The 20,839-nt window shown below is 63.6% G+C and carries 23 protein-coding genes; 16 read left to right on the forward strand and 7 right to left on the reverse strand.

The window, feature by feature from the left end:
• Positions 1–5: 5 nt before the first annotated feature.
• The 6 genes from QTA58_RS07110 to QTA58_RS07135 form a co-directional block, all read right to left on the reverse strand.
• Positions 6–1,634 (reverse strand): ABC transporter ATP-binding protein, encoded by a 1,629-nt coding sequence (locus QTA58_RS07110; protein ID WP_289672228.1) that lies wholly within the window; start codon positions 1,632–1,634, stop codon positions 6–8.
• Positions 1,631–2,107: a PIN domain-containing protein gene (locus QTA58_RS07115; protein ID WP_289672229.1), complete on the reverse strand. Its 477-nt coding sequence runs from the start codon at positions 2,105–2,107 to the stop codon at positions 1,631–1,633. The genes QTA58_RS07110 and QTA58_RS07115 overlap by 4 nt, the downstream gene beginning before the upstream one ends.
• Positions 2,107–2,400: a hypothetical protein gene (locus QTA58_RS07120; protein WP_289672230.1), complete on the reverse strand. Its 294-nt coding sequence runs from the start codon at positions 2,398–2,400 to the stop codon at positions 2,107–2,109. Before QTA58_RS07120 ends, QTA58_RS07115 begins: the two co-directional genes overlap by 1 nt.
• A gap of 64 nt (positions 2,401–2,464) precedes the next feature.
• On the reverse strand, positions 2,465–3,613 hold the full coding sequence (locus QTA58_RS07125; protein ID WP_289672231.1) for an ABC transporter permease: 1,149 nt from the start codon (positions 3,611–3,613) through the stop codon (positions 2,465–2,467).
• Positions 3,613–4,695 (reverse strand): microcin C ABC transporter permease YejB, encoded by a 1,083-nt coding sequence (locus QTA58_RS07130; protein WP_289672232.1) that lies wholly within the window; start codon positions 4,693–4,695, stop codon positions 3,613–3,615. The genes QTA58_RS07125 and QTA58_RS07130 overlap by 1 nt, the downstream gene beginning before the upstream one ends.
• Positions 4,696–4,844: 149 nt before the next feature.
• Positions 4,845–6,680 carry an extracellular solute-binding protein gene (locus QTA58_RS07135; RefSeq protein ID WP_289672233.1) on the reverse strand — a complete coding sequence of 612 codons (1,836 nt, stop codon included), beginning with the start codon at positions 6,678–6,680 and terminating at the stop codon, positions 4,845–4,847.
• A 196-nt stretch (positions 6,681–6,876) separates the two neighbouring features.
• Between QTA58_RS07135 and mepA the strand changes: the two genes are divergently transcribed.
• The 8 genes from mepA to QTA58_RS07175 all read left to right on the forward strand — a co-directional run bounded on the left by mepA (position 6,877) and on the right by QTA58_RS07175 (position 13,506).
• Entirely contained in the window at positions 6,877–7,929 is a 1,053-nt protein-coding gene (mepA, locus tag QTA58_RS07140) for a penicillin-insensitive murein endopeptidase (RefSeq protein WP_289672234.1), read from the forward strand.
• A gap of 119 nt (positions 7,930–8,048) precedes the next feature.
• Positions 8,049–8,429, forward strand: a complete 381-nt coding sequence (locus QTA58_RS07145) for a methylglyoxal synthase (RefSeq protein ID WP_085421956.1) — start codon at positions 8,049–8,051, stop codon at positions 8,427–8,429.
• 8 nt (positions 8,430–8,437) lie between these two features.
• Complete coding sequence (locus QTA58_RS07150; RefSeq protein ID WP_289672235.1) at positions 8,438–9,460, forward strand: glucokinase; 1,023 nt, start codon at positions 8,438–8,440, stop codon at positions 9,458–9,460.
• Between the two features lie 139 nt (positions 9,461–9,599).
• Complete coding sequence (locus tag QTA58_RS07155) at positions 9,600–11,384, forward strand: ABC transporter ATP-binding protein (protein WP_289672236.1); 1,785 nt, start codon at positions 9,600–9,602, stop codon at positions 11,382–11,384.
• Positions 11,385–11,405: 21 nt separating this feature from the next.
• On the forward strand, positions 11,406–12,224 hold the full coding sequence (gene dapB / locus QTA58_RS07160; RefSeq protein ID WP_289672237.1) for a 4-hydroxy-tetrahydrodipicolinate reductase: 819 nt from the start codon (positions 11,406–11,408) through the stop codon (positions 12,222–12,224).
• A 22-nt stretch (positions 12,225–12,246) separates the two neighbouring features.
• Positions 12,247–12,882, forward strand: a complete 636-nt coding sequence (locus QTA58_RS07165; RefSeq protein WP_085421952.1) for a 2,3-bisphosphoglycerate-dependent phosphoglycerate mutase — start codon at positions 12,247–12,249, stop codon at positions 12,880–12,882.
• 64 nt (positions 12,883–12,946) lie between these two features.
• On the forward strand, positions 12,947–13,228 hold the full coding sequence (locus tag QTA58_RS07170; protein ID WP_085421951.1) for a hypothetical protein: 282 nt from the start codon (positions 12,947–12,949) through the stop codon (positions 13,226–13,228).
• Entirely contained in the window at positions 13,225–13,506 is a 282-nt protein-coding gene (locus tag QTA58_RS07175; protein WP_085421950.1) for a type II toxin-antitoxin system mRNA interferase toxin, RelE/StbE family, read from the forward strand. The genes QTA58_RS07170 and QTA58_RS07175 overlap by 4 nt, the downstream gene beginning before the upstream one ends.
• Here QTA58_RS07175 and phnF read toward each other — a convergent pair whose 3' ends face one another.
• Positions 13,507–14,247, reverse strand: a complete 741-nt coding sequence (phnF, locus tag QTA58_RS07180; protein WP_289672238.1) for a phosphonate metabolism transcriptional regulator PhnF — start codon at positions 14,245–14,247, stop codon at positions 13,507–13,509.
• Between the two features lie 83 nt (positions 14,248–14,330).
• Between phnF and phnG the strand changes: the two genes are divergently transcribed.
• From phnG to phnC, 8 genes are all read left to right on the forward strand, one after another.
• Positions 14,331–14,804: a phosphonate C-P lyase system protein PhnG gene (phnG, locus tag QTA58_RS07185; RefSeq protein ID WP_289672239.1), complete on the forward strand. Its 474-nt coding sequence runs from the start codon at positions 14,331–14,333 to the stop codon at positions 14,802–14,804.
• Entirely contained in the window at positions 14,804–15,406 is a 603-nt protein-coding gene (gene phnH / locus QTA58_RS07190; protein ID WP_289672240.1) for a phosphonate C-P lyase system protein PhnH, read from the forward strand. Before phnG ends, phnH begins: the two co-directional genes overlap by 1 nt.
• Before the next feature lie 102 nt (positions 15,407–15,508).
• Positions 15,509–16,615, forward strand: coding sequence for a carbon-phosphorus lyase complex subunit PhnI (locus QTA58_RS07195; RefSeq protein WP_289672241.1), 1,107 nt, complete (start codon positions 15,509–15,511; stop codon positions 16,613–16,615).
• A complete protein-coding gene (locus QTA58_RS07200; RefSeq protein ID WP_289672242.1) occupies positions 16,612–17,493 on the forward strand; it encodes an alpha-D-ribose 1-methylphosphonate 5-phosphate C-P-lyase PhnJ in 882 nt (293 codons plus the stop codon). Before QTA58_RS07195 ends, QTA58_RS07200 begins: the two co-directional genes overlap by 4 nt.
• Positions 17,494–17,722: 229 nt before the next feature.
• Complete coding sequence (gene phnK, locus QTA58_RS07205; RefSeq protein ID WP_085423325.1) at positions 17,723–18,499, forward strand: phosphonate C-P lyase system protein PhnK; 777 nt, start codon at positions 17,723–17,725, stop codon at positions 18,497–18,499.
• Positions 18,500–18,512: 13 nt separating this feature from the next.
• Positions 18,513–19,223, forward strand: coding sequence for a phosphonate C-P lyase system protein PhnL (gene phnL, locus QTA58_RS07210; RefSeq protein ID WP_289672243.1), 711 nt, complete (start codon positions 18,513–18,515; stop codon positions 19,221–19,223).
• Complete coding sequence (locus QTA58_RS07215; RefSeq protein WP_085421943.1) at positions 19,220–19,837, forward strand: DapH/DapD/GlmU-related protein; 618 nt, start codon at positions 19,220–19,222, stop codon at positions 19,835–19,837. The genes phnL and QTA58_RS07215 overlap by 4 nt, the downstream gene beginning before the upstream one ends.
• A gap of 115 nt (positions 19,838–19,952) precedes the next feature.
• Positions 19,953–20,798 (forward strand): phosphonate ABC transporter ATP-binding protein, encoded by an 846-nt coding sequence (gene phnC, locus QTA58_RS07220; RefSeq protein WP_289672244.1) that lies wholly within the window; start codon positions 19,953–19,955, stop codon positions 20,796–20,798.
• The last annotated feature ends 41 nt before the right edge of the window (positions 20,799–20,839 follow it).

Here is a 20,839-nt window from a genome sequence, read left to right on the forward strand (position 1 = left end):
GACGATTACTGGCTGACGGCCGCGGTTTCGACCGCTTCCATATTGAAGGCGGCGGCCATCAGCGCGCGGGTATAATCTTCCTTCGGCGCCCGGAAAATCTGCTCCGACGGGCCTTCCTCCACCACCTTGCCGAGCCGCATGACGATGACGTGATTGGCAAGCGCCTTCACCACCTTGAGGTCGTGGCTGATGAAGAGATAGGCGAGATCGTGCTTCTTCTGCAGGTCGCGCAGCAGATCGACCACCTGCGCCTGCACGGTCATGTCCAGCGCCGAGGTCGGCTCGTCGAGCATGACGAAGCGCGGCTTCAGCACCATGGCGCGGGCGATCGCGATGCGCTGCCGCTGGCCGCCGGAAAATTCGTGCGGATAGCGCCAGCGGGTCGCCGGATCGAGACCGACTTCCGCCAGCGCCCAGGCGACGCGCTCGTCGCGTTCATCGGCGGAAAGCCCGCCTTCATGGACCTTCAGGCCTTCCGCGACGATTTCACCCACCGACATGCGGGGGCTGAGCGAGCCGTAGGGATCCTGAAAGACGACCTGCAGCCGGTCGCGGAACGGCCGCATCTCCTTGAAGGAGAACTTGTCGATCTCGTTGCCGATGAAGGCGATGCGGCCTTGCGACGAGATGAGGCGGGCGAGCGCCAGCCCGAGCGTCGTCTTGCCCGATCCGGATTCCCCGACGACGCCCAGCGTCTCGCCGGCGCGCAGCGTCAGATCGACGCCGTCCACGGCCTTCACGTGATCGACGACCTTGCGGAGAAGGCCGCTCTTTATCGGAAACCAGACGCGGATCTCCTTGCCTTCCATCACAACGGGCTTGGAAGGATCGAGCGGCGGCGGCTCGCCGCGCGGTTCGGAAGAAAGCAGATGCCTGGTATAGGCATGCTGCGGATTGGCGAAGACATCCTCGACCGTGCCGGTCTCGACGATCTTGCCCTTGGTCATGACGCACACGCGGTCGGCGAACTTGCGGACGATGCCGAGGTCATGGGTGATGAACAGCATGGACATGCCGTGCTCGCCCTTCAGGCCGCGCAGGAGATCGAGGATCTGCGCCTGGACGGTGACGTCGAGCGCCGTCGTCGGCTCGTCCGCGATCAGGAGCTTCGGGCGGTTGGCGAGCGCCATGGCGATCATGACGCGCTGGCGCTGCCCGCCGGAAAGCTCGTGCGGATAGGCTTTCAGCCGCTTTTCCGGCTCGCGGATGCCGACCTGGTTCAACAGTTCCAGAATGCGGATGCGGGCCGTCTGGCCGGTGATGCCGTGGTGCAGCTCGAGGATCTCGCCGACCTGTTTCTCGATCGTGTGGAGCGGATTGAGCGAGGTCATCGGCTCCTGGAAGATCATGGTGATGTCGTCGCCGCGCACGCGGCGCAACTCCGGCTCGGAAGCCTTCAACAGGTCCTTGCCGTCGAAGACGATTTCGCCCGAGGGATGGCTGGCGGAGGGATAGGGCAGCAGCTTCAGGATGGAATTGGCCGTCACCGACTTGCCCGAGCCGGATTCGCCGACCAGCGCCATCACCTCGCCCGGAAGGATGTCGAAAGAGACCTTGTCGACCGCAAGCGACGTGTCCCCGCCCTGGTGAAAGGCGACGGACAGATCACGGATGGAAAGTAGCGGTTCAGTCATCGGGCAAGGCTTTCGATGAGAGAGGTGAGTGTCGGCTCGTCCGGACGAAGGACGGTGAGAGGCCCTTCCTGTTCGGCAACCTGGGCGTTGATACCCATATCTGCAGTCAAAAAATGTGAGCATCCGGCGCCGGATGCCGAGGAAAGGTGGATGGCGTCTGGCAGTTTTAGGCCTTTCCGATGGGACCTCAGCATCGCTGCCTGAATCAGAACGGGCCGCTTGACCGGCACGACTTCCAGCCAGTCATCATTCTGAAGCAATACCGCATAGGCTTCGACAAGCTCCGCATCGCCATTTCTATACGGGATGACAAGGAGCTCGGAGAGGGTCAACTCGCTCGTCACGAAGAGAGGCATCGAGCCCTTTTCAACATTAAAGAACAGATCCGACAAAATAGCCCCGGACCTATCCTTTCTTTCGAACGCCAGAACGAAGACATTCGTATCAAGGTAGATACGATCGATGCTCGCCATCAATAATCCCATTCGTCCCGCAATTCGCGAATGCGGGCAACAGCCTCTTCCGTAGACACCGATGGTCTATCCTGTGCCCTGATGCGCTGGATCATCTTCCTCAGCTCTTCTCTCGTCAAAGGAGTCTTCGGGAGAGAGGCAATGTATTCAGGCTCCAGGAAGCCAGATGGTCGGGCTTGCTCCGGCGGCTGCTCTTCAATAACCACCCTAACCGTCGCATCCTTCTCCAATCCCTCCCGCAAATCCTCGGGAAGGTTGGCAACCGGATAATGCTCTCTGACGATTTTGTTCATGACGCGACGCTCGCTTGGCTCTCTCGCTAGTCTAGCGCAAATCCTGCCGGAATACGACCTTTGCTCACCCGAACGTCTTTCTGGGATCGAAGGCGTCGCGCACGGCTTCGCCGATGAAGATCAGCAGCGACAGCATGATCGACATGGTGAAGAAGGCCGTAAAGCCGAGCCACGGCGCCTGAAGATTGTTCTTGCCCTGCGAAATCATTTCCCCCAGCGACGGCGAGCCCGGCGGCAGGCCGAACCCGAGGAAGTCGAGCGAGGTCAGCGTCGCGATCGAACCCGACAGGATGAACGGCAGGAATGTCAGCGTCGCGACCATGGCGTTCGGCAGAAGATGCCGGAACATGATCGTCCAATTGCCGACGCCGAGCGCGCGGGCCGCCCGGACATATTCGAAATTGCGCGCCCGCAGGAATTCCGCCCGCACGACGCCCACGAAACCGACCCAGGAGAACAAGAGCAGAATGCCGAGCAGGATGAAGAAGCCGGGCGGCAGGATCGAGGCGATGATCAGCAGGATGTAGAGCACCGGCATGGACGACCAGATCTCGATGAAGCGCTGGAACAGCAGGTCCGTCCAACCGCCGAAATAGCCCTGGACCGCGCCGGCCGTGACGCCGATGAGGGCCGAGCAGATGGTCAGCGCGAGGCCGAACAGGACCGAGATGCGGAAGCCGTAGATCATCCGGGCGGTCACGTCGCGCGCCTGGTCGTCGGTGCCGAGCCAGTTCAAGTTGCCGAGGATGCAGTTCGGGTCCTGGTCGCCCTGCGGATAGGCCTTGCAGCGGTCCTCCTTCTCCATCAGCCAGAACGGCTCCGTGGGTGCCGAATGGGGAATGTTGGAATTGACCGTCTGGTAGGAATAGCGGATCGGCGGCCAGATCATCCAGCCGTTCGCCTCGATCTCCTGCTGGATGAAGTCCGAGCGGTAGTCGGTGGTCGCCAGGAAGCCGCCGAACTTCTCCTCGGGATAATCGACGAAGACCGGATAGAGGATCTCGCCCTTGTAGGAGGCGACGATCGGCCGGTCGTTGGCGATGAATTCCGCAAACAGGCTGAGCACGAAGAGGACCATGAAGATCCAGAAGGACCAGTAACCCCGCTTGTTGGCCCGGAAATTGGCGAGCCGCCGTCGATTGGTGGGCGAAATCCAGGGACGCTTCCGCGGCGGAGCGATCCCTGCGGCAGTCTTTGCGACGGGCGCCTCCATCAGACATCCCTCCGCTCGAAGTCGATGCGCGGGTCGATCCAGGTGTAGATCAGGTCCGAGACGAGGCTGACGACGAGGCCCATCAGGGAGAAGATGTAAAGCGTGCCGAAGACGATCGGGTAGTCGCGGTTGATGACCGCGAGATAGCCGAGCCTTCCCAGCCCATCCAGGGAGAAGATGTTCTCGATCAGCAGCGAGCCGGTGAAGAAGGCGGAGATGAAGGCGCCCGGAAAGCCGGCGATGACGATCAGCATGGCATTGCGGAAGACGTGGCCGTAAAGCACCTGCCGCTCGTTGAGGCCCTTGGCGCGGGCGGTCGTCACATACTGTTTCTTGATCTCGTCGATGAAGGAGTTCTTGGTCAGCAAGGTCGTGGTCGCGAAGGCGGAAAGCGACAGCGCGATCAGCGGCAGCGTCAGGTGCCAGAAATAGTCGACGATCTTCTCCCACCAGGAGAGTTCGGAGAAATTGTCCGAGACGAGGCCGCGCAGCGGGAACCAGTCGAGGAAGGAGCCGCCGGCGAAGAGCACGATCAGCAGGATGCCGAAAAGGAAGCTCGGAACGGCGTAGCCGATGATGATGACGCCGGAGGTCCAGACGTCGAAGGTCGACCCGTCCTTCACCGCCTTGCGAATGCCGAGAGGGATGGAGATCAGGTAGGATACGATGAGAATCCAGAAGCCGAGCGAGATCGAAACCGGCAACTTGTCGATGATCAAATCCAGGACCGACGTGTTGCGGAAGAAACTCTCGCCGAAATCGAAGCGGATGTAATTCCACATCATATCGAGAAAACGCGTCAGCGGCGGCTTGTCGAAGCCGAACTGCTGTTCGAGCTTCTTGATGAACTCGGGATCGAGACCCTGGGCGCCGCGGTACCGGGACTCCTCTCCCCCGCCGCCCTGGTTGAGGGTATCACCGCCGCCGGACAGCCGGTCGCCGGCATTCTGGCCCTGGATCTGGGCGATCACCTGTTCCACCGGGCCGCCCGGCGCGAACTGCACGACGAGGAAGGAGATCGCCATGATGCCGACGATCGTCGGTATCATCAGCAGGAGACGGCGGATGATATAGGCGCCCATCAGAATGTCCTGCCTGTTGCCATGGGCTTTGTCTCACCGCGTATCTCAGCGCAAATCAAATGGCTTTTCCCTCGTTCTTGCGTGCGAATCATCAGGGCTTCATTTGGAACAGTGGGGATGATCGGCGCAAGTCTCGTCCATTTGCCCGATCACTTGGCAGCGCTCTTCGACGACCAGATGTCGGGGAAACCGATTCCATATTCCGGCAGCCTGTCGGGATGCCCGATCGTATTCCAGTAGGCGACCTTCGCCTCTCCGGAATAGAAGAGCGGGACGACGTAGTGGTTGGCCAGGAGCACCCGGTCCATGGCTTTGATCGCCGCGATCTGCTCCTCCCGGCTGGGGGCGAAGACGATCTTCTGGATAAGGGCGTCGACCGCCGGATCGGCAATGCCCGCATAATTGCGCGAGCCCTGCCGGTTCACGGATGCCGAACCCCAATATTCCGTCTGTTCGTTGCCCGGGTTCATCGTCTGTCCCCACACGGCCCAGATCATGTCGTAGTCGAAGCTTCTGATCCGGTTGATGTATTGCGAAGCATCGACCGTCCGGATGCGCGCATCGACGCCGATCTTCTTGAGGCTGGCGACGAACGGGTTGACGGAGCGCTCCAGCGACGGGCTGTTGAGCAGGATCTCGAAGCTCATCGGCTGGCCGGTCGTGGTATTGACCATCCGGTTGCCCTTCAGTTCCCAACCGGCTTCCTTGAACAGGCCCACCGCCTTGCGCAGGTTGTCGCGCACCTTCTGCGGATCGCCGCCGACCGGGTTGGTATAGGGCGTGGTGAAGACCTCCGGCGGCACCTTGTCCTTCAGGCCCTCCAGCAGTTCCAGCTCGCGGCCCTGCGGCAGCCCCGAGGATGCGAGCTCGGTCCCCCAGAAGAAACTGTCAACGCGCTTCAGGCCGCCATAGGCGAGATTCTTGTTCATGTCCTCGAAGTCGAAGGCATAGTTCAGCGCCTGGCGAACGCGCGCATCCTTGAACATGTCCCGGCGCATGTTCGGCACCATGGCCTGCATGATGCCGGTGGCCTTGAAGGGGTTGGTCAGCGCTTCCTTCGTGACCCGGCCGTCCTTGACCGCATCGAAATCGTAACGCGTGGCCCAGCGGCTGGAGCTGTTTTCCTGGCGATAATCGATGGTGCCGGCGCGGAAGGCTTCGAACTCGACCTCGAAGTCGGAAAAATAGGTATAGCCGATCGTCCGGAAATTATACTGGCCGAGGTTGATCGGCAGGTCCTTGCCCCAATAATTGTCCCGCAGTTCGTAGCGTATGCCGGAACCCGGCTGGACGGAGGCGATCCTGTAAGGGCCGGATCCCATCACGGGCTGGAGCGTCGTCTTGGATATGTCGCGCTTGTTGCCGCCGGCGTCGGTCCCCTCCCACCAATGTTTCGGCAAAATCGGAAAATCACCGACGATGGCCGGCAGTTCGCGGTTGTTCTTTTCGTCGAAACGGAACGTCACCTCGCGATCGCCGGTCTTCTCAACGCCGGTGACGTGGCGGTAATAGCCGGAATAGAAGGCGCTGTGTTCCTTCAGCTTCTCCATGGTGAAAATCACGTCGTCCGGGGTGACCGGCTGGCCGTCGGGCCATTTCGCCTCCTGCCGCAGCCGGAACGTCACCGACGACATGTCGTCCGGATAGGACACCGCCTCCGCCAGGAGGCCGTAGGTGCCGAAGACCTCGTCTTCGGACCGCTTCATGAGGGTATCGAAGATCACCCCGAGACCCGCCGCCGGAGCACCCCGGTCGATCACCGGGTTAAGATTGTCGAACGTACCTTCCTCGGCCAGGCGAAGGGTTCCGGCCTTCGGCGCGCTCAGATCGACATAGGGAAGCTGCTTGAAGCCTTCCGGCAGCTCCGGTTCCCCGACGACGGCCATGCCATGGCGCCATTTCGGCTCCTGGGCCGCAACGGACGATGCCGCAAAGACCGCCGCGAGAACGATTGCGAAGCCTACCTTCAGCCGAGCCAAGACCATTCGCTACCCCTTTTCGAGTTCTTTGTTGCGGCGAAGCATAGGGCAAAAGCAGGCAAAAAACAGGAGTTCCCCGCTCACATCCGTTTTATCCGGCATTTTATCTCCGCAAAAACGAAGGTCCTCCCCGCATCTCCATTTCACCAAAATTCCGTTTCACGGTAGATTCGGGGTGGTCAGGTGATTTGCGGCGGACGGCATGGCATCGATTTCCGGAAAAATTCTACGGCTTGCTGCGGCCGTTTTTCTCTGCGGCGCTTTCGCGGGCACATCCGCGGCGCAGGAAGACACGCCGGCAAAACAGCTCTTCGGCGCGGTGAAGCTGCCAAGCAGGACCGAGGCGGAGCCGCTCGGCTTCTACGCCAAGGGCTGCATGTCGGGCGCCGTGGCGCTTCCCACCGACGGACCGACCTGGCAGGCGATGCGGCTTTCCAGAAACCGCCGCTGGGGCAATCCGGAAATGATCGCGCTTCTGGAGCAGTTCTCCCGTGACGCCGCAAAGCTCGGCTGGGGATCGGGCATCCTTGTCGGCGACATCTCGCAGCCGCGCGGCGGCCCGATGCTCACCGGCCATGCCTCGCATCAGATCGGGCTCGATGCGGACATATGGTTCACGCCGAAGCCTACCCAGCCCCTGACCGCGCAGCAGCGCGAGGATATGCCCTTCACCTCCATGCTCGACAAGAGCAAGTTCCTGACCGTCGACACGCGGCGCTGGACGAATACCCACGCCAACGTCGTCATGCAGGCGGCAAGCTATCCGCAGGTGGAGCGGGTCTTCGTCAATCCGGCCATCAAGAAGAAGCTCTGCGAAACCTGGACCGGCGACCGCAGCCTGCTCGGCAAGGTGCGGCCGATCTACGGCCACGACGAGCATTTCCACATCCGCATCCATTGCCCCGCAGGTGCGGCGAACTGCCAGAGGCAGGCGCCGGTCGCCAAAGGCGACGGCTGCGACAAGTCGCTCGCCTGGTGGTTCACCAAGGAACCCTGGGCGCCCCCGAAGCCCGATCCCAACAAGAAGCCGGTCAAACCGCGTCCGGTGATGCTGTCCGATCTGCCGAAGGCCTGCGCGGCCGTGCTGGCCGCCCCTTCCCGCCCGGAAGAGGATGCGACATTCGGCGGCGGCGCCATGGCCTATACGTCCCAGCCTGCCGCGCCTTCCCCTGCAGAGGGCATCGAGGCGATCATCGGCGAGCCCCTGTCGGCATCCATGGCCGTGCCGATCCCGACACCCCGCCCGCTGCAATAATCACGATTTAGGCCGGCTGTTGAAAGTGCCGGCCTCTCCGCCACCTTCCCAAGGACGAAGCGGCACGCTAGAAGCAGTGCAAATCGATTGAAACCGTTCCTGGCGAGGACACGAAGGACATGGCGGCCAAGCCCTGCATCGCGCTCATCGCGCACGACCAGAAGAAGGACGACATGGCGGATTTCGCCCGCCATCACCAGGCGGCTCTGTCGCGCTTCCGCATCGTCGCGACCGGCACGACCGGCGGGCGGGTCCAGGACGCCTGTCCGGAGCTTGAAGTCACGCGGCTGAAGAGCGGACCGCTCGGCGGCGACCAGCAGATCGGCGCGATGATCGCCACCGGCGAGGTCGACATGCTGATCTTCTTCATCGACCCGTTGAGCGCGCTTCCCCATGACGTCGACGTGAAGGCGCTGACAAGGCTTGCGACCGTCTACGACATCCCGATGGCGCTCAACCGCGCCACCGCCGAGAAACTGATCGACTTTCAGAAGGACTGAGCTCCCCGATGGCCGATGGCATGAAGACCGAAAAGCTGCCCTTTCCGATCCTGATCGGCGATATCGGCGGGACCAATGCCCGCTTCTCCATCCTCATCGACGCCTATGCGGAACCGAAGCCGTTCCCGAATGTCCGGACGGCCGATTATCCGACGATCGACGAGGCGATCCAGAAGGTGGTGCTCGACAAGACTTCCGTGCAGCCGCGGGCTGCCATTCTCGCGATCGCCGGGCCGATCGACGGAGACGAGATCGACCTTACGAACTGCGACTGGATCGTGCGGCCGAAGGCGATGATCGCGGACCTCGGTTTCGAGGACGTGCTGGTCGTCAACGATTTCGAGGCGCAGGCGCTGGCGGTCGCAGCGCTCCCGGACGAATACCGCGAAACGCTCGGCACCGGCAGCGAGCCGCATATGGCCTCCCGCGTCGTTCTCGGCCCCGGCACGGGCCTCGGCGTCGCCGGCCTCGTCTATGCCCGGCACATGTGGTTCCCGGTGCCCGGCGAAGGCGGCCATGTGGATGTCGGTCCGCGCTCGGCGCGGGATTTCGAGATCTTCCCGCATCTCAAGAGAATAGAAGGCCGAGTTTCCGCCGAAGAGATCCTCAGCGGCCGCGGCGTCGTGAACATCTATCAGGCCGTCTGCGCCGCCGACGGAGTGGCGCCGGCATTTTCCAATCCCGCGGACATCACCGCGCACGGCCTCGGCGGCGCGAACCCGCAGGCCGTCGAAACGCTTGCGCTCTTTGCCACCTATCTCGGCCGTGTGGCGGGCGACATGGCGCTGATCTTCATGGCGCGCGGCGGCGTCTATCTCGCCGGCGGCATTTCCCAGAAGATCATCCCGGCTCTCAAGGGCCCCGAATTCCGCGCCGCATTCGAGGACAAGGCTCCGCATTCGGAGCTGATGGGCACGATCCCGACTTTCGTCGTCACCCATCCGCAGGCGGCGCTTGCCGGTCTCGCAAGCTTTGCGCGCACCCCCTCCGCCTACGGCATCTCGATGGATGGCCGCCGCTGGCTGAAGTGAGAAAATGTGCATTCCCGGCCATGCCGGAATGCAACAGCGATGCCGAATCTTGGCCTTGCGGCTTTCAAAAGCGTCTTTCAGCGTTTAATACGCGCCGCACAAGGAAATGTCGGCGCCTGTGCCGAAACGGGAAACCCTTTTGAGAGCAGCCAAGGATAAAAAGCGACAGGTCGATCCGAACACGGTCGTTGCCGTATTGAAGCGGGTGATCGCCGAAAACGGCCGGGACCACATCCGTGGATATGCCTTCGCGATCTTCTGTCTGGTGGTCGTGGCGGGCACCACGGCGTTCACCGCCTGGATCATGGAATCCGTCGTCAACGAAGCCTTCGCCAACCGGCGCGCCGATGTCGTCTGGCTGATCTGCGGAGCGATCCTCGCCGCTTTCATCCTGCGCGGCCTGGCGACCTACGGGCAGGCGGTGACCCTGGCCAAGATCGGCAACAATATCGTCGCGCGCTATCAGCGCCGGCTTTATTCGCATCTGATGACGCTTTCGGTCGGCTTTTTCGCGGAGGCGCGATCGGCGCATCTGGCCGCACAGGTCAGCCAGAACGTCAACGGCATCCGCGACGTGCTCAATCTGACGGTCACCTCGACGGCGCGCGACTTCCTGACAATGATCTCGCTGATCGGGGTGATGGTCGCCAAGGACTGGATCCTGTCGCTGATCGTCTTCGCGGTCGCTCCGCCGCTTCTCTATGCGCTGCGCTACGTCTCGCGTCGCCTGCGCGCCGCAACCCGGGAAGCGGTCGAGGTCAACAGCCGCGTGCTCGGCGCGATGCAGGAAACGGTCCAGGGGATCGCCATCGTCAAGGCCTTCACCATGGAGCAGGAGCTCGAGCGGAAGGTCAACGGCATCATCGACACGGCCGAGCGGCGCGCCAACCGTATCGCCCGGCTTTCGGAACGCACCTCGCCGCTCACCGAAACCTTCGCAGGACTGGCGATCTCCAGCGTGCTCGCCTACGCCGCCTTCCGGTCGATCTACAACGACGTGCCGCCGGGCGCCTTCTTCGCCTTCGTCACCGCGCTCCTGATGGCCTACGATCCGGCCCGCCGGCTTGCCAAGCTGCAGGTCCAGCTCGACCGCGCCGTCGTCAACGCGCAGATGATCTACGCGCTGCTCGACATGCAGCCGCACCAGCGCGAAAAGCCTGGCGCCAAGGATCTCGTCGTCACGGATGCGCGCATCGAGTTGAAGAACGTGGTCTTCTCCTACGCCACCGGCAGCCCTATCCTGCGCGGCGTCGACATCATCGCCGACGGAGGAAAGACCACCGCCCTGGTGGGGCCCTCCGGCGCCGGCAAATCGACGATCATCAACCTCATTCCGCGCTTCTACGACGCCACCGAGGGTCAGATCCTGATCGACGGACAGGATATTGCGGACGTCACCAAGGCATCGCTGCGCCGCCAGCTCGCCTATGTCTCGCAGCAGCCCTATCTCTTCGAGGGCTCGATCCGCGACAACATCCGCTACGGCCGCCCGGATGCGACGGATGCGGAAGTCGAAGAAGCCGCCAAGCTTGCCTATGCGCACGACTTCATCCTTGCCCAGCCGTTCGGCTACGAGACACCGGTCGGCGAAAACGGCGTGACGCTGTCGGGCGGGCAGCGCCAGCGCCTTTCGATCGCCCGGGCGCTCGTCCGCAACGCGCCGATCCTGCTCCTCGACGAAGCGACCTCCGCGCTCGACAACGAATCGGAAGCGGCCGTGCAGAAGGCGCTGGACACCGCCATGCGCGGGCGGACCGTGATCGTCATCGCCCATCGCCTCTCGACGGTCGTCAAGGCGGACAAGATCATCGTCATGCATGAGGGCCGCGTCGTCGAGGAAGGTACCCACGAGGTGCTTGCGCAGCGCAAGGACGGTCTTTACGCTCGCCTCAACAATCTGCAATCGCCTGAAAAGAGCGCCTGACGAACACAAGGACTGCCGCACATGGCCGCAAATGACATGAAACTCGTGGTGGTTGGCGCGGCGGGCCGGATGGGCCAAACCCTGATCCGCGTGATCCACGAGACGGACGGCGTGACGCTGCATGCCGCGGTCGAGCGCGAAGGATCGGCCTTCATCGGCAAGGATGCGGGCGAGCTCGCGGGCGTCGGGACGCTCGGCATTCCCCTCACCACCGATCCGCTCAGGGCGTTTCTCGATGCCGAAGGCGTGCTCGATTTCACCGCGCCTGCGGGCAGCGTCACCTTTGCCGGCCTTGCGGCGCAGGCGCGCATCGTGCACGTGATCGGCACGACAGGATGCTCGGCGGAAGACGAGGAAAAGTTCAAGGCGGCCGCCCGTCATGCGCGCGTCGTCAAATCCGGCAATATGAGCCTCGGCGTCAACCTGCTCGGCGTGCTCGTCGGACAGGCGGCGAAAGCCCTGCCCGCGGCGGGATGGGATATCGAGATCGTGGAAATGCACCACAAGCACAAGGTCGACGCGCCGTCCGGCACCGCGCTGCTCCTCGGCGAAGCGGCGGCCAGGGGGCGCGGCATCGATCTCGCCAGCCAATCCGTTCGCGTGCGCGACGGCCATACCGGTCCGCGGCCCGCCGGCACGATCGGCTTTGCGACGCTGCGCGGCGGCTCGGTCGTCGGTGATCACTCCGTCCTGCTTGCGGCCGAAGGAGAGCTCGTGACGCTGTCGCACAGCGCCCGCGACCGCTCGATTTTCGCGCGCGGCGCAGTGGCGGCGGCGCTCTGGGCACGCGACAAGAAGCCCGGTTTCTATTCCATGCTCGACGTGCTCGGGCTTTCTTAAGTCTCCCTGGAGGAATTCATTCATGAGCGGAACTCTCGTCCTCGTTCGCCACGGCCAGAGCGAATGGAACCTGAAAAACCTGTTCACCGGCTGGCGCGACGTCGACCTTACGCCGCTCGGCATCCAGGAAGCCGAGACGGGCGGGAAGGCACTGGCCGAAACCGGCATCAAGTTCGACATCGCCTTCACCTCCGCCCTGAAGCGAGCCCAGAACACGCTGGCGATCGTGCTCGACAAGGTCGGCCAGCCGGATCTCGAAACGATCCGCGACGAGGCGCTGAACGAGCGCGACTACGGCGACCTTTCCGGTCTCAACAAGGACGACGCGCGCGCCAAGTGGGGCGAGGAACAGGTGCATATCTGGCGCCGTTCCTACGACGTGCCGCCGCCGGGCGGCGAAAGCCTGCGCGACACCGGCGCCCGCGTCTGGCCCTATTACATGACGGAAATCCTGCCCCGCGTGCTGCGCGGCCAGAAGGTTCTGGTCGCGGCGCACGGCAATTCGCTGCGCGCGCTGGTGATGGTGCTCGACCGGCTGAGCAAGGAAGAGATCCTCAAGCTCAATCTCGCGACCGGCGTGCCGATGGTCTACAAGCTCAACGCCGACTCGACCGTCGCCTCCAAGGACGTCCTCGGCGACATGTCCGGCGCGCATTGAACCTTAGCTTTGAACGATCCATGTGTTATCGTGTTTAGGCACGATAACACATGGATCACGAGCTATGGCTGAAGCGACATTCACGTTTCGCGTCGAGGAAGAGCTGAAGGCGGCATTCAGCGAAGCAGCGAAAGCACAGGATCAGTCCGATGCGCAATTGCTACGTACCTTCATGCGTGACTATGTCCGGCAGCAACAGGAGACCGCAGAATACGATGACTGGTTTCGCCGGAAGGTGCAGAAGGCAATCGATTCCGCCAATGCCGGTGACCTGATTTCGGGAGACGATGTCGAAGCCGAGTTCGCTGCTTTACGCGAAGAGGCGCGAAAGTCTTCCGCTCGATGAAGCTTTTCTGGACGCGGCAAGCCCGTCTCGACCGTCGAGCAATTTTTGACTATATCCGCCGTGAAAACCCGATAGCGGCTGTTGCCATGGATCATCAGTTCACGAAAGCAGCGGATCAATTGGCACGCCATCCACTATCCGGCCGCGCCGGCCGTGTCACCGATACGCGCGAACTGCCCGCCCATCCCAGCTATTTACTGATCTATGACGTCAAGGAGGATGCGGTGCGCATCCTCAATGTCATCCACACCGCGCGCCAATGGCCGCCGAGTGACTGATCAATTCTCGATGGTGAACTGAACCATGTCGGCCGGGAACCGGCTGACGGCATATTGCACCGGCACACCGTCCGGATCGGTGTTCAGCGCGCGGGCGACGAGAATGATGGCGCCCGGCGACAATTGCAGATCGGCGAGATCCGCCCCATCCGCATGGGTCGCGGTGATCTCGGTCGAAACGCGCAGATAATCGGAAAGGCCCAGCGTCCGGAACGCAACGGTGATCGAGCCGCTCGCCTGATAGGCCTCCTTGATGCCGGCAAACCGATCGGCGGGAAACCAGTTGGTGGAGCGGGAGACCGGCCGCCGGTCCGCCTTCCTCAGCGCCTCCAGCCGGATGACCGCAGCGCCTTCGGCAATCTTGAGGCGCGCCGCAAGCTCGGCCGATGCCGGCTCTTCCGCCGAACGCAGGAGCAGTCCCTCCTTCTCCCGCGCCTGATCGCCGATCCCCTGATTGAACCGGGTGCGCCGGGATATCGGGAAATTGAGGCGCTCCTTGCGGACGATCAGCGTTCCCCGCCCCTGAACGGGGCGGACGATGCCTTCCTGCGCCAGCGCGGCAAGCGCGCTGCGAACCGTATGACGGTTGACGCCGAACTGCGCGGCGAGCGCGAATTCCGGCGGCACCTTGCCGGTGGCGTCGTATTCGCCGTCGGAGATCGACGTACGGATGCGGTCGGCGATCTGCCGCCAGAGAGCCACCCCGTTCTGCCGTTGGACGTTTGTCTGTCCCGCATCCATGTCACACGCTTGTTATATCCGAGAGTTATGAATAATGTGATTTGTATGGTTGTCTATATTAATAGACATTTGAGGGCTTGGCAATGGACCTGGCAGAACAAATCGGGCCGAACACAGACACCGCCGGTCGCCGCCGCGCCGCGGGGCTTCTCGCGCGCGCGACGACCGGCGAGCTGCAAGCCGCCTGGGGCATGCTTCCGGCGAAACCGGATGTGAAACCTGTTCGCGGACCCGAAACCGGACTCGTGATGGTGCGCGGCCGCATCGGCGGCGGCGGAGCGCCTTTCAATCTCGGCGAGGCGACCGTGACGCGCGCGACGGTGCTGCTTGCCTCCGGCACGGCGGGACACGCGCATGCGCTCGGCACCGACAAGGAGAAGGTGCGGCTCGCGGCCGTTTTCGACGCTCTCTGGCAGGAAAGCGAAACGCGCGACTTCGTGGAAACTGCCCTGCTCGGCGTGATCGAGGCACGCATCGCGGCGGAAGATCGGCAAAAGGCGGAGGAAACGGCGGCCACCCGCGTCGATTTCTTCACGATGGTACGGGGGGAGGACTGATGAACATCAAGGCGCAAGCGCTTTCCGGCGGGTTCGGCACGCCGGTATTCGAATCCCAGAGCGTTTTCCGCATGCTGATGGACGGCATGGCACGCCCGGGGACGATCCGCACCGTCGGCCCCGACGCCGGCCAGCCCGAGCCGCTTGGAGGAGCGGCCGGAGCGATCGCGCTCACCCTCTGCGACCACGAAACCCCGGTATGGCTCAGCGCCGGCCTTGCGAAATCCGCCGCAGGCGAGTGGATCGGCTTCCATACCGGCGCGCCGATCACCCGCGAGAAGGCGGAGGCTCGCTTTGCTTTCGTGGAGGCAGGCGCGACGCTTGCATCCTTCGGCCTCTTTGCGGCCGGCACGCAGGAATATCCGGACCGTTCCACGACGCTCGTCATCGAGATCGCGGCACTTGGGGAGGGCCAGACGCTCACGCTGACCGGCCCCGGCATTCAGCACGCCACGACCGTGACGGTGAAAGGCCTGCCCGAAGTCTTCCCGCGTCTGTGGGCGGACAACCGGGCCCTGTTCCCGCGCGGCGTCGACGTCATCCTGACCGCCGGCAAGAACCTGCTGTGCCTGCCTCGGACGACAAGAATCGCGATCCAGTGAGCCGGGCCGGTTTTCGGTCCTGAAGCAAAATGACCAACCCTTTCCGGCATCTGCAAGGAACGCGGGATACAAGGGCGGGATACAAGGGCAGGAGAATGAAGGATGTATGTTGCCGTCAAGGGTGGCGAGGCCGCCATCACCAACGCTCATCGGCTGCTGGCCGACCGGCGCCGGGGAGAGCGCTCGCTGCCCTCCGTCACCATCGAGCAGATCGTCGAGCAACTGGGCCTTGCGGTCGACAGGGTGATGGCCGAGGCCTCCCTTTACGACCGCTCGCTCGCCGCCCTTTCCGTGCGGCAGGCGCGGGGCGACCTGATCGAGGCGATCTTCCTGCTGCGCGCCTATCGCACGACGCTGCCGCGCTTCGGCACCTCGGTCCCGCTCGACACCGCGGCCATGAAAATCGAGCGCAGAATTTCGGCGACCTACAAGGATCTGCCGGGCGGCCAGCTTCTCGGGCCGACCTTCGACTATACGCACCGCCTGCTCGATCCTTCGCTTCTGACCGACGGGCAGGTCGAGGAACCGATGCGCAAGGAAGCCCCGGACGAGGGCGTCATGCGGGTGTCGGACATCCTCGCCCATGAGGGCCTGATCGAGCCGGATGGCGAATTCGCCGAAGACCATGAGGCCGGCGACCTTACCCGCGAGCCGATGGAATTCCCGATGAGCCGGGATCTGCGCCTGCAGGCGCTCGCCCGGGGCGATGAAGGTTTCCTGCTGGCACTCGGCTATTCCACCCAGCGCGGCTACGGCCGCACCCACCCCTTCGTCGGCGAAATCCGCATCGGCGAGGTGGAGGTGGAACTGGAGGTCGCCGAGCTCGGCTTCGCCGTTTCTCTCGGCCGCATCCGCGTCACCGAATGCCAGATGGTCAACCAGTTCAAGGGCTCGTCCAAGGCACCACCCCAGTTCACCCGCGGTTACGGCCTCGTCTTCGGCCAGAGCGAGCGGAAGGCGATGTCGATGTCGCTGGTCGACCGCGCGCTGCGCGCCGAGGAACTCGGGGAGGACATCACCGCGCCGGCACAGGACGAGGAATTCGTGATCTCCCATTCGGACAACGTGCAGGCGACCGGCTTCGTCGAACACCTGAAGCTGCCGCACTACGTCGATTTCCAGGCCGAACTGGCGCTCGTGCGCAGGATGCGGGCCGACATCGAAGCCGCCCGCAACGGCGGCAAGGACATGCAGGAGGCCGCCGAGTGACCGATCTCGCCACCTATAACTTCGCCTATCTGGACGAGCAGACGAAGCGGATGATCCGCCGCGCCATCCTGAAGGCGATCGCCATTCCCGGTTACCAGGTACCCTTCGCCTCGCGCGAGATGCCGATGCCCTACGGCTGGGGCACGGGCGGCGTGCAGGTCACCGCCTCGATCATCGGCCCGGACGACGTGCTCAAGGTGATCGACCAGGGCGCCGACGACACCACCAATGCGGTCTCGATCCGTGCCTTCTTCCAGAAGGTGGCGGACGTCGCCGTGACGACGCATACAAAGGATGCGACGATCATCCAGACCCGCCACCGCATCCCGGAACAGAAGCTTGGCGAAGGCCAGGTGCTCGTCTACCAGGTGCCGATCCCGGAACCCCTGCGCTTCCTCGAGCCGCGCGAGACCGAAACGCGCAAGATGCATGCGCTCGAAGAATACGGCCTCATGCACGTGAAGCTCTACGAGGACATCGCCCGCAACGGCCGGATCTCCACCACCTATGCCTACCCGGTGAAGGTCGACGGCCGTTATGTGATGGACCCCTCGCCGACCCCCAAGTTCGACAATCCGAAAATGCACATGTCGGAGGCGCTGCAGCTCTTCGGCGCCGGCCGCGAAAAGCGCATCTACGCCGTCCCGCCCCATACCGAAGTGGTGAGCCTCGACTTCGAAGACCATCCGTTCGAGATCCAGACGTTCGAACAGCCCTGCGCGCTCTGCGGCGCCCACGGCGTCTATCTCGACGAGGTCGTTCTCGACGACAAGGGCGGCCGCATGTTCGTGTGCTCCGATACGGACCATTGCGAAGAACGCCGGGAAGAGGGTCATGTTGGCGAGATGCTGGCGCCGAGCAGGGAGGCTGCGGAGTGATGGCGAATGTGGCTTACCCCCCTCTGTCCTGCCGGACATCTCCCCCTCAAGGGGGGAGATCGGATAGATGCACCCACCCGATCCATCTCCAAAACACCACCTACCGCGAAGCCAAACCTTACTTGGGACTGCGGCCTCGCCCCTTGTCGATCTCCCCCCGTGAGGGGGAGATGTCCGGCAGGACAGAGGGGGGTGAATTCCGCACACTGACCTTCAAGGACAATACGCCATGACCGACACCCCCCTCCTCAAGGTCAGCGGCGTCTCGAAATTCTACGGCAACCGCATCGGCTGCAAGGACGTGTCCTTCGAACTGTGGCCGGGCGAGGTGCTCGCGATCGTCGGCGAATCCGGTTCGGGCAAGACGACGCTGCTCAACTGCCTTTCCACGCGGCTCATGCCGACGGCCGGCAGTGTCGAGTACCGGATGCGCGACGGCAATTTCCGCGACCTCTACCATATGAGCGAGGCCGAGCGCCGCTTCCTGATGCGCACCGACTGGGGCTTCGTGCACCAGAACCCGGCCGACGGGCTGCGCATGACGGTTTCGGCCGGCGCCAATGTCGGCGAGCGGCTGATGGCGATCGGCGACCGGCACTACGGCAGGATCCGCGAGACGGCGAGCGACTGGCTCGCCCGCGTCGAGATCGGCACCGACCGCATCGACGACCAGCCCCGCGCCTTTTCCGGCGGTATGCGCCAGCGCCTGCAGATCGCCCGCAATCTCGTCACCGGCCCCCGCCTCGTCTTCATGGACGAGCCTACCGGCGGCCTCGACGTTTCGGTCCAGGCGCGCCTGCTCGACCTCGTGCGCGGCCTCGTCAACGATCTCGGCCTGTCGGCGATCGTCGTCACCCACGATCTCGCCGTCGCGCGCCTGCTGTCGCACCGGATGATGGTGATGAAGGACGGCCACGTGATCGAGCACGGGCTCACCGACCGGGTGCTCGACGATCCGCGCGAGCCCTATACCCAGCTTCTCGTGTCTTCGATCCTGCAGGTTTGAGGGAGATATCGTCATGGCCACCCCCCTCGTCGTCTCGGAAGTCTTCAAGAGCTTCACCATGCACCTGCGCGACGGCATCAAGCTGCCGGTCGTCAACGACGTGAACTTCTCCGTCGCCAGCGGCGAATGCGTCGTGCTCGGCGGCCCTTCCGGCATCGGCAAGAGCTCGATCCTGAAAATGCTCTACGGCAACTATGCCGTCGATGCCGGCCAGATCCTCGTGGACCACAAGGACCGGCTGGTCGACATCGCCGGTGCCGATCCGCGCACCATTCTCGACGTGCGCCGGCATACGATGGGCTATGTCAGCCAGTTCCTGCGCACGGTGCCGCGTGTCGCGGCCCTCGACGTGGTCGCCGAACCGCTCGTCGCCCACGGCGTCGAGGCTCCGGAGGCAAGGGAAAAAGCCTCCGGATTGCTCGCGAAGCTCAACCTGCCCCGGGAGCTCTGGTCGCTGCCGCCTGCGACCTTTTCCGGCGGCGAGCAGCAGCGCGTCAACATCGCCCGCGGCTTCATCACCAGCCACCGCATCCTGCTTCTCGACGAGCCGACCGCTTCGCTCGACGCCGTCAACCGGCGGGTCGTCGTCGAGATGATCGCGAAAAAGAAGCGCGAGGGCGTCGCCCTCCTCGGCATCTTCCACGACGAGGAAGTGCGCGAGGCCGTCGCCGACCGCGTTCTCGACGTGTCGCAGTTCTCTCCCCGAAAGGCGGTTGCAGCGTGAGCAAGAAACTCGGCATCGAGCCGCTCGTCCATCCGAGCGCCAGCGTCACCAATTCCACGCTCGGCCGCTATACGGAAGTCGCCGAGCGCTGCCGCATCTCGGAGGCCGAGATCGGCGACTATTCCTACATCATGCAGGACGGTTCGATCTGGTGCGCGACGATCGGCAAGTTCGTCAACATGGCCGCTTCCGTGCGCCTCAACGCCACCAACCATCCGACCTGGCGGGCGACGCTGCACCATTTCACCTATCGTGCCGCGAACTATTGGGACGATGCCGAAGACGAGCAAAGCTTCTTCGAATGGCGGCGCGACCATCGCGTCGTCATCGGCCACGACGTCTGGATCGGCCACGGCGCGACCGTGCTGCCGGGCGTCACCGTCGGCAACGGCGCGGTGATCGGCGCCGGCGCGGTCGTCTCGAAGAACGTCGCGCCCTATACGATCGTCGGCGGCGTGCCGGCGAAGCTCATCCGCGAGCGTTTCACAAAAGCGGTCGGCGAGGCGATGGACCGGCTCGCCTGGTGGGATTGGGACCACCGGAAACTGAGGGCCGCTCTTGAGGATTTCCGGGCTCTTCCGGCGGAGGAATTCCTGTCGCGCCATGCGTCGTAACATAACCGTTACGAACATCAGGGGATTGTAACAATACCGACATAAAACCGACATTCAGGCTTCACGAACCCCCGCTAATCGAAATCGTATAAGAGGATTGGACGGGCAGAAGAGCATGAAGTTCGAGCTGAGGAATGTCACCCGCCGTTTTGGCGACCGTATCGCGGTCAATGCCGTGAACGTCGAGATTCCCCAGGGCCAGATGGTCGGCGTCATCGGCCGTTCCGGCGCCGGCAAATCCACCCTCCTGCGGATGATCAACCGCCTGCAGGAGCCGAGTTCCGGCTCCATCCATTTCGGCGGGGTCGAGGTCTCGGCGCTGAAGGGCGTCTCGCTGCGCAACTGGCAGCGCGACTGCGCGATGATCTTCCAGCAGTTCAACCTGGTGCCGCGTCTCGACGTGATGACCAATGTGCTGCTCGGCCGCCTCAACCACCGTTCGACAGTGATGAGCCTCCTGAAGATCTTCAGCCGCGACGAGCGCGTCATGGCGATGGCCGCGCTCGAAAGGCTCGGTATCGAGCAGACGGCGCTGCAGCCGGCCGGAACGCTTTCCGGCGGCCAGCAGCAGCGCGTCGCGATCGCCCGCGCCCTCATGCAGGCGCCGAAAATGGTGCTCGCCGACGAGCCGATCGCCTCGCTCGACCCGCTGAATGCCAAGATCGTCATGGATGCGCTGCGGGACATCAACGAACGCGAAGGCATCACCGTCATCACCAACCTGCACACGCTCGATACTGCCCGCAGCTATTGCGAGCGCATCATCGGCATGGCCGGCGGCCGCGTGGTTTTCGACGGGCCGCCGCAGGCGCTCGATGCGGCGGCGGTCCGCGAAATCTACGGCTCCGACAGGGACGGAGCCGGTATCGACGAGTCCATGACATCGACCAGCCTCGCCTCGACGAAACGCCCCGATGTCGTTCTTTCCGGCGCGATGGCCGAAGCAGCCGTCGCGCGCTGACCCCTTTACGGCCGAGGGGGACGACGGCCGTAACACCGACA

Source organism: Neorhizobium sp. CSC1952 (assembly GCF_030378245.1).
Taxonomy (GTDB): domain Bacteria; phylum Pseudomonadota; class Alphaproteobacteria; order Rhizobiales; family Rhizobiaceae; genus Neorhizobium; species Neorhizobium oryzae_A.

Excerpts from the sequence above, each read along its gene's own strand:
- phnF (WP_289672238.1), bottom strand. The coding sequence starts at position 14,247 with ATGGATGCGGGACAGACAAACGTCCAACGGCAGAACGGGGTGGCTCTC.
- QTA58_RS07175 (WP_085421950.1), top strand. The coding sequence starts at position 13,225 with ATGAAGCTTTTCTGGACGCGGCAAGCCCGTCTCGACCGTCGAGCAATT.
- QTA58_RS07150 (WP_289672235.1), top strand. The coding sequence starts at position 8,438 with ATGGCCGATGGCATGAAGACCGAAAAGCTGCCCTTTCCGATCCTGATC.
- QTA58_RS07195 (WP_289672241.1), top strand. The coding sequence starts at position 15,509 with ATGTATGTTGCCGTCAAGGGTGGCGAGGCCGCCATCACCAACGCTCAT.
- QTA58_RS07110 (WP_289672228.1), bottom strand. The coding sequence starts at position 1,634 with ATGACTGAACCGCTACTTTCCATCCGTGATCTGTCCGTCGCCTTTCAC.
- phnH (WP_289672240.1), top strand. The coding sequence starts at position 14,804 with ATGAACATCAAGGCGCAAGCGCTTTCCGGCGGGTTCGGCACGCCGGTA.
- dapB (WP_289672237.1), top strand. The coding sequence starts at position 11,406 with ATGGCCGCAAATGACATGAAACTCGTGGTGGTTGGCGCGGCGGGCCGG.
- QTA58_RS07170 (WP_085421951.1), top strand. The coding sequence starts at position 12,947 with ATGGCTGAAGCGACATTCACGTTTCGCGTCGAGGAAGAGCTGAAGGCG.
- phnG (WP_289672239.1), top strand. The coding sequence starts at position 14,331 with ATGGACCTGGCAGAACAAATCGGGCCGAACACAGACACCGCCGGTCGC.
- QTA58_RS07125 (WP_289672231.1), bottom strand. The coding sequence starts at position 3,613 with ATGGAGGCGCCCGTCGCAAAGACTGCCGCAGGGATCGCTCCGCCGCGG.
- phnL (WP_289672243.1), top strand. The coding sequence starts at position 18,513 with ATGGCCACCCCCCTCGTCGTCTCGGAAGTCTTCAAGAGCTTCACCATG.
- QTA58_RS07145 (WP_085421956.1), top strand. The coding sequence starts at position 8,049 with ATGGCGGCCAAGCCCTGCATCGCGCTCATCGCGCACGACCAGAAGAAG.
- QTA58_RS07115 (WP_289672229.1), bottom strand. The coding sequence starts at position 2,107 with ATGGCGAGCATCGATCGTATCTACCTTGATACGAATGTCTTCGTTCTG.
- mepA (WP_289672234.1), top strand. The coding sequence starts at position 6,877 with ATGGCATCGATTTCCGGAAAAATTCTACGGCTTGCTGCGGCCGTTTTT.
- QTA58_RS07135 (WP_289672233.1), bottom strand. The coding sequence starts at position 6,680 with ATGGTCTTGGCTCGGCTGAAGGTAGGCTTCGCAATCGTTCTCGCGGCG.
- phnK (WP_085423325.1), top strand. The coding sequence starts at position 17,723 with ATGACCGACACCCCCCTCCTCAAGGTCAGCGGCGTCTCGAAATTCTAC.
- phnC (WP_289672244.1), top strand. The coding sequence starts at position 19,953 with ATGAAGTTCGAGCTGAGGAATGTCACCCGCCGTTTTGGCGACCGTATC.
- QTA58_RS07130 (WP_289672232.1), bottom strand. The coding sequence starts at position 4,695 with ATGGGCGCCTATATCATCCGCCGTCTCCTGCTGATGATACCGACGATC.
- QTA58_RS07120 (WP_289672230.1), bottom strand. The coding sequence starts at position 2,400 with ATGAACAAAATCGTCAGAGAGCATTATCCGGTTGCCAACCTTCCCGAG.
- QTA58_RS07165 (WP_085421952.1), top strand. The coding sequence starts at position 12,247 with ATGAGCGGAACTCTCGTCCTCGTTCGCCACGGCCAGAGCGAATGGAAC.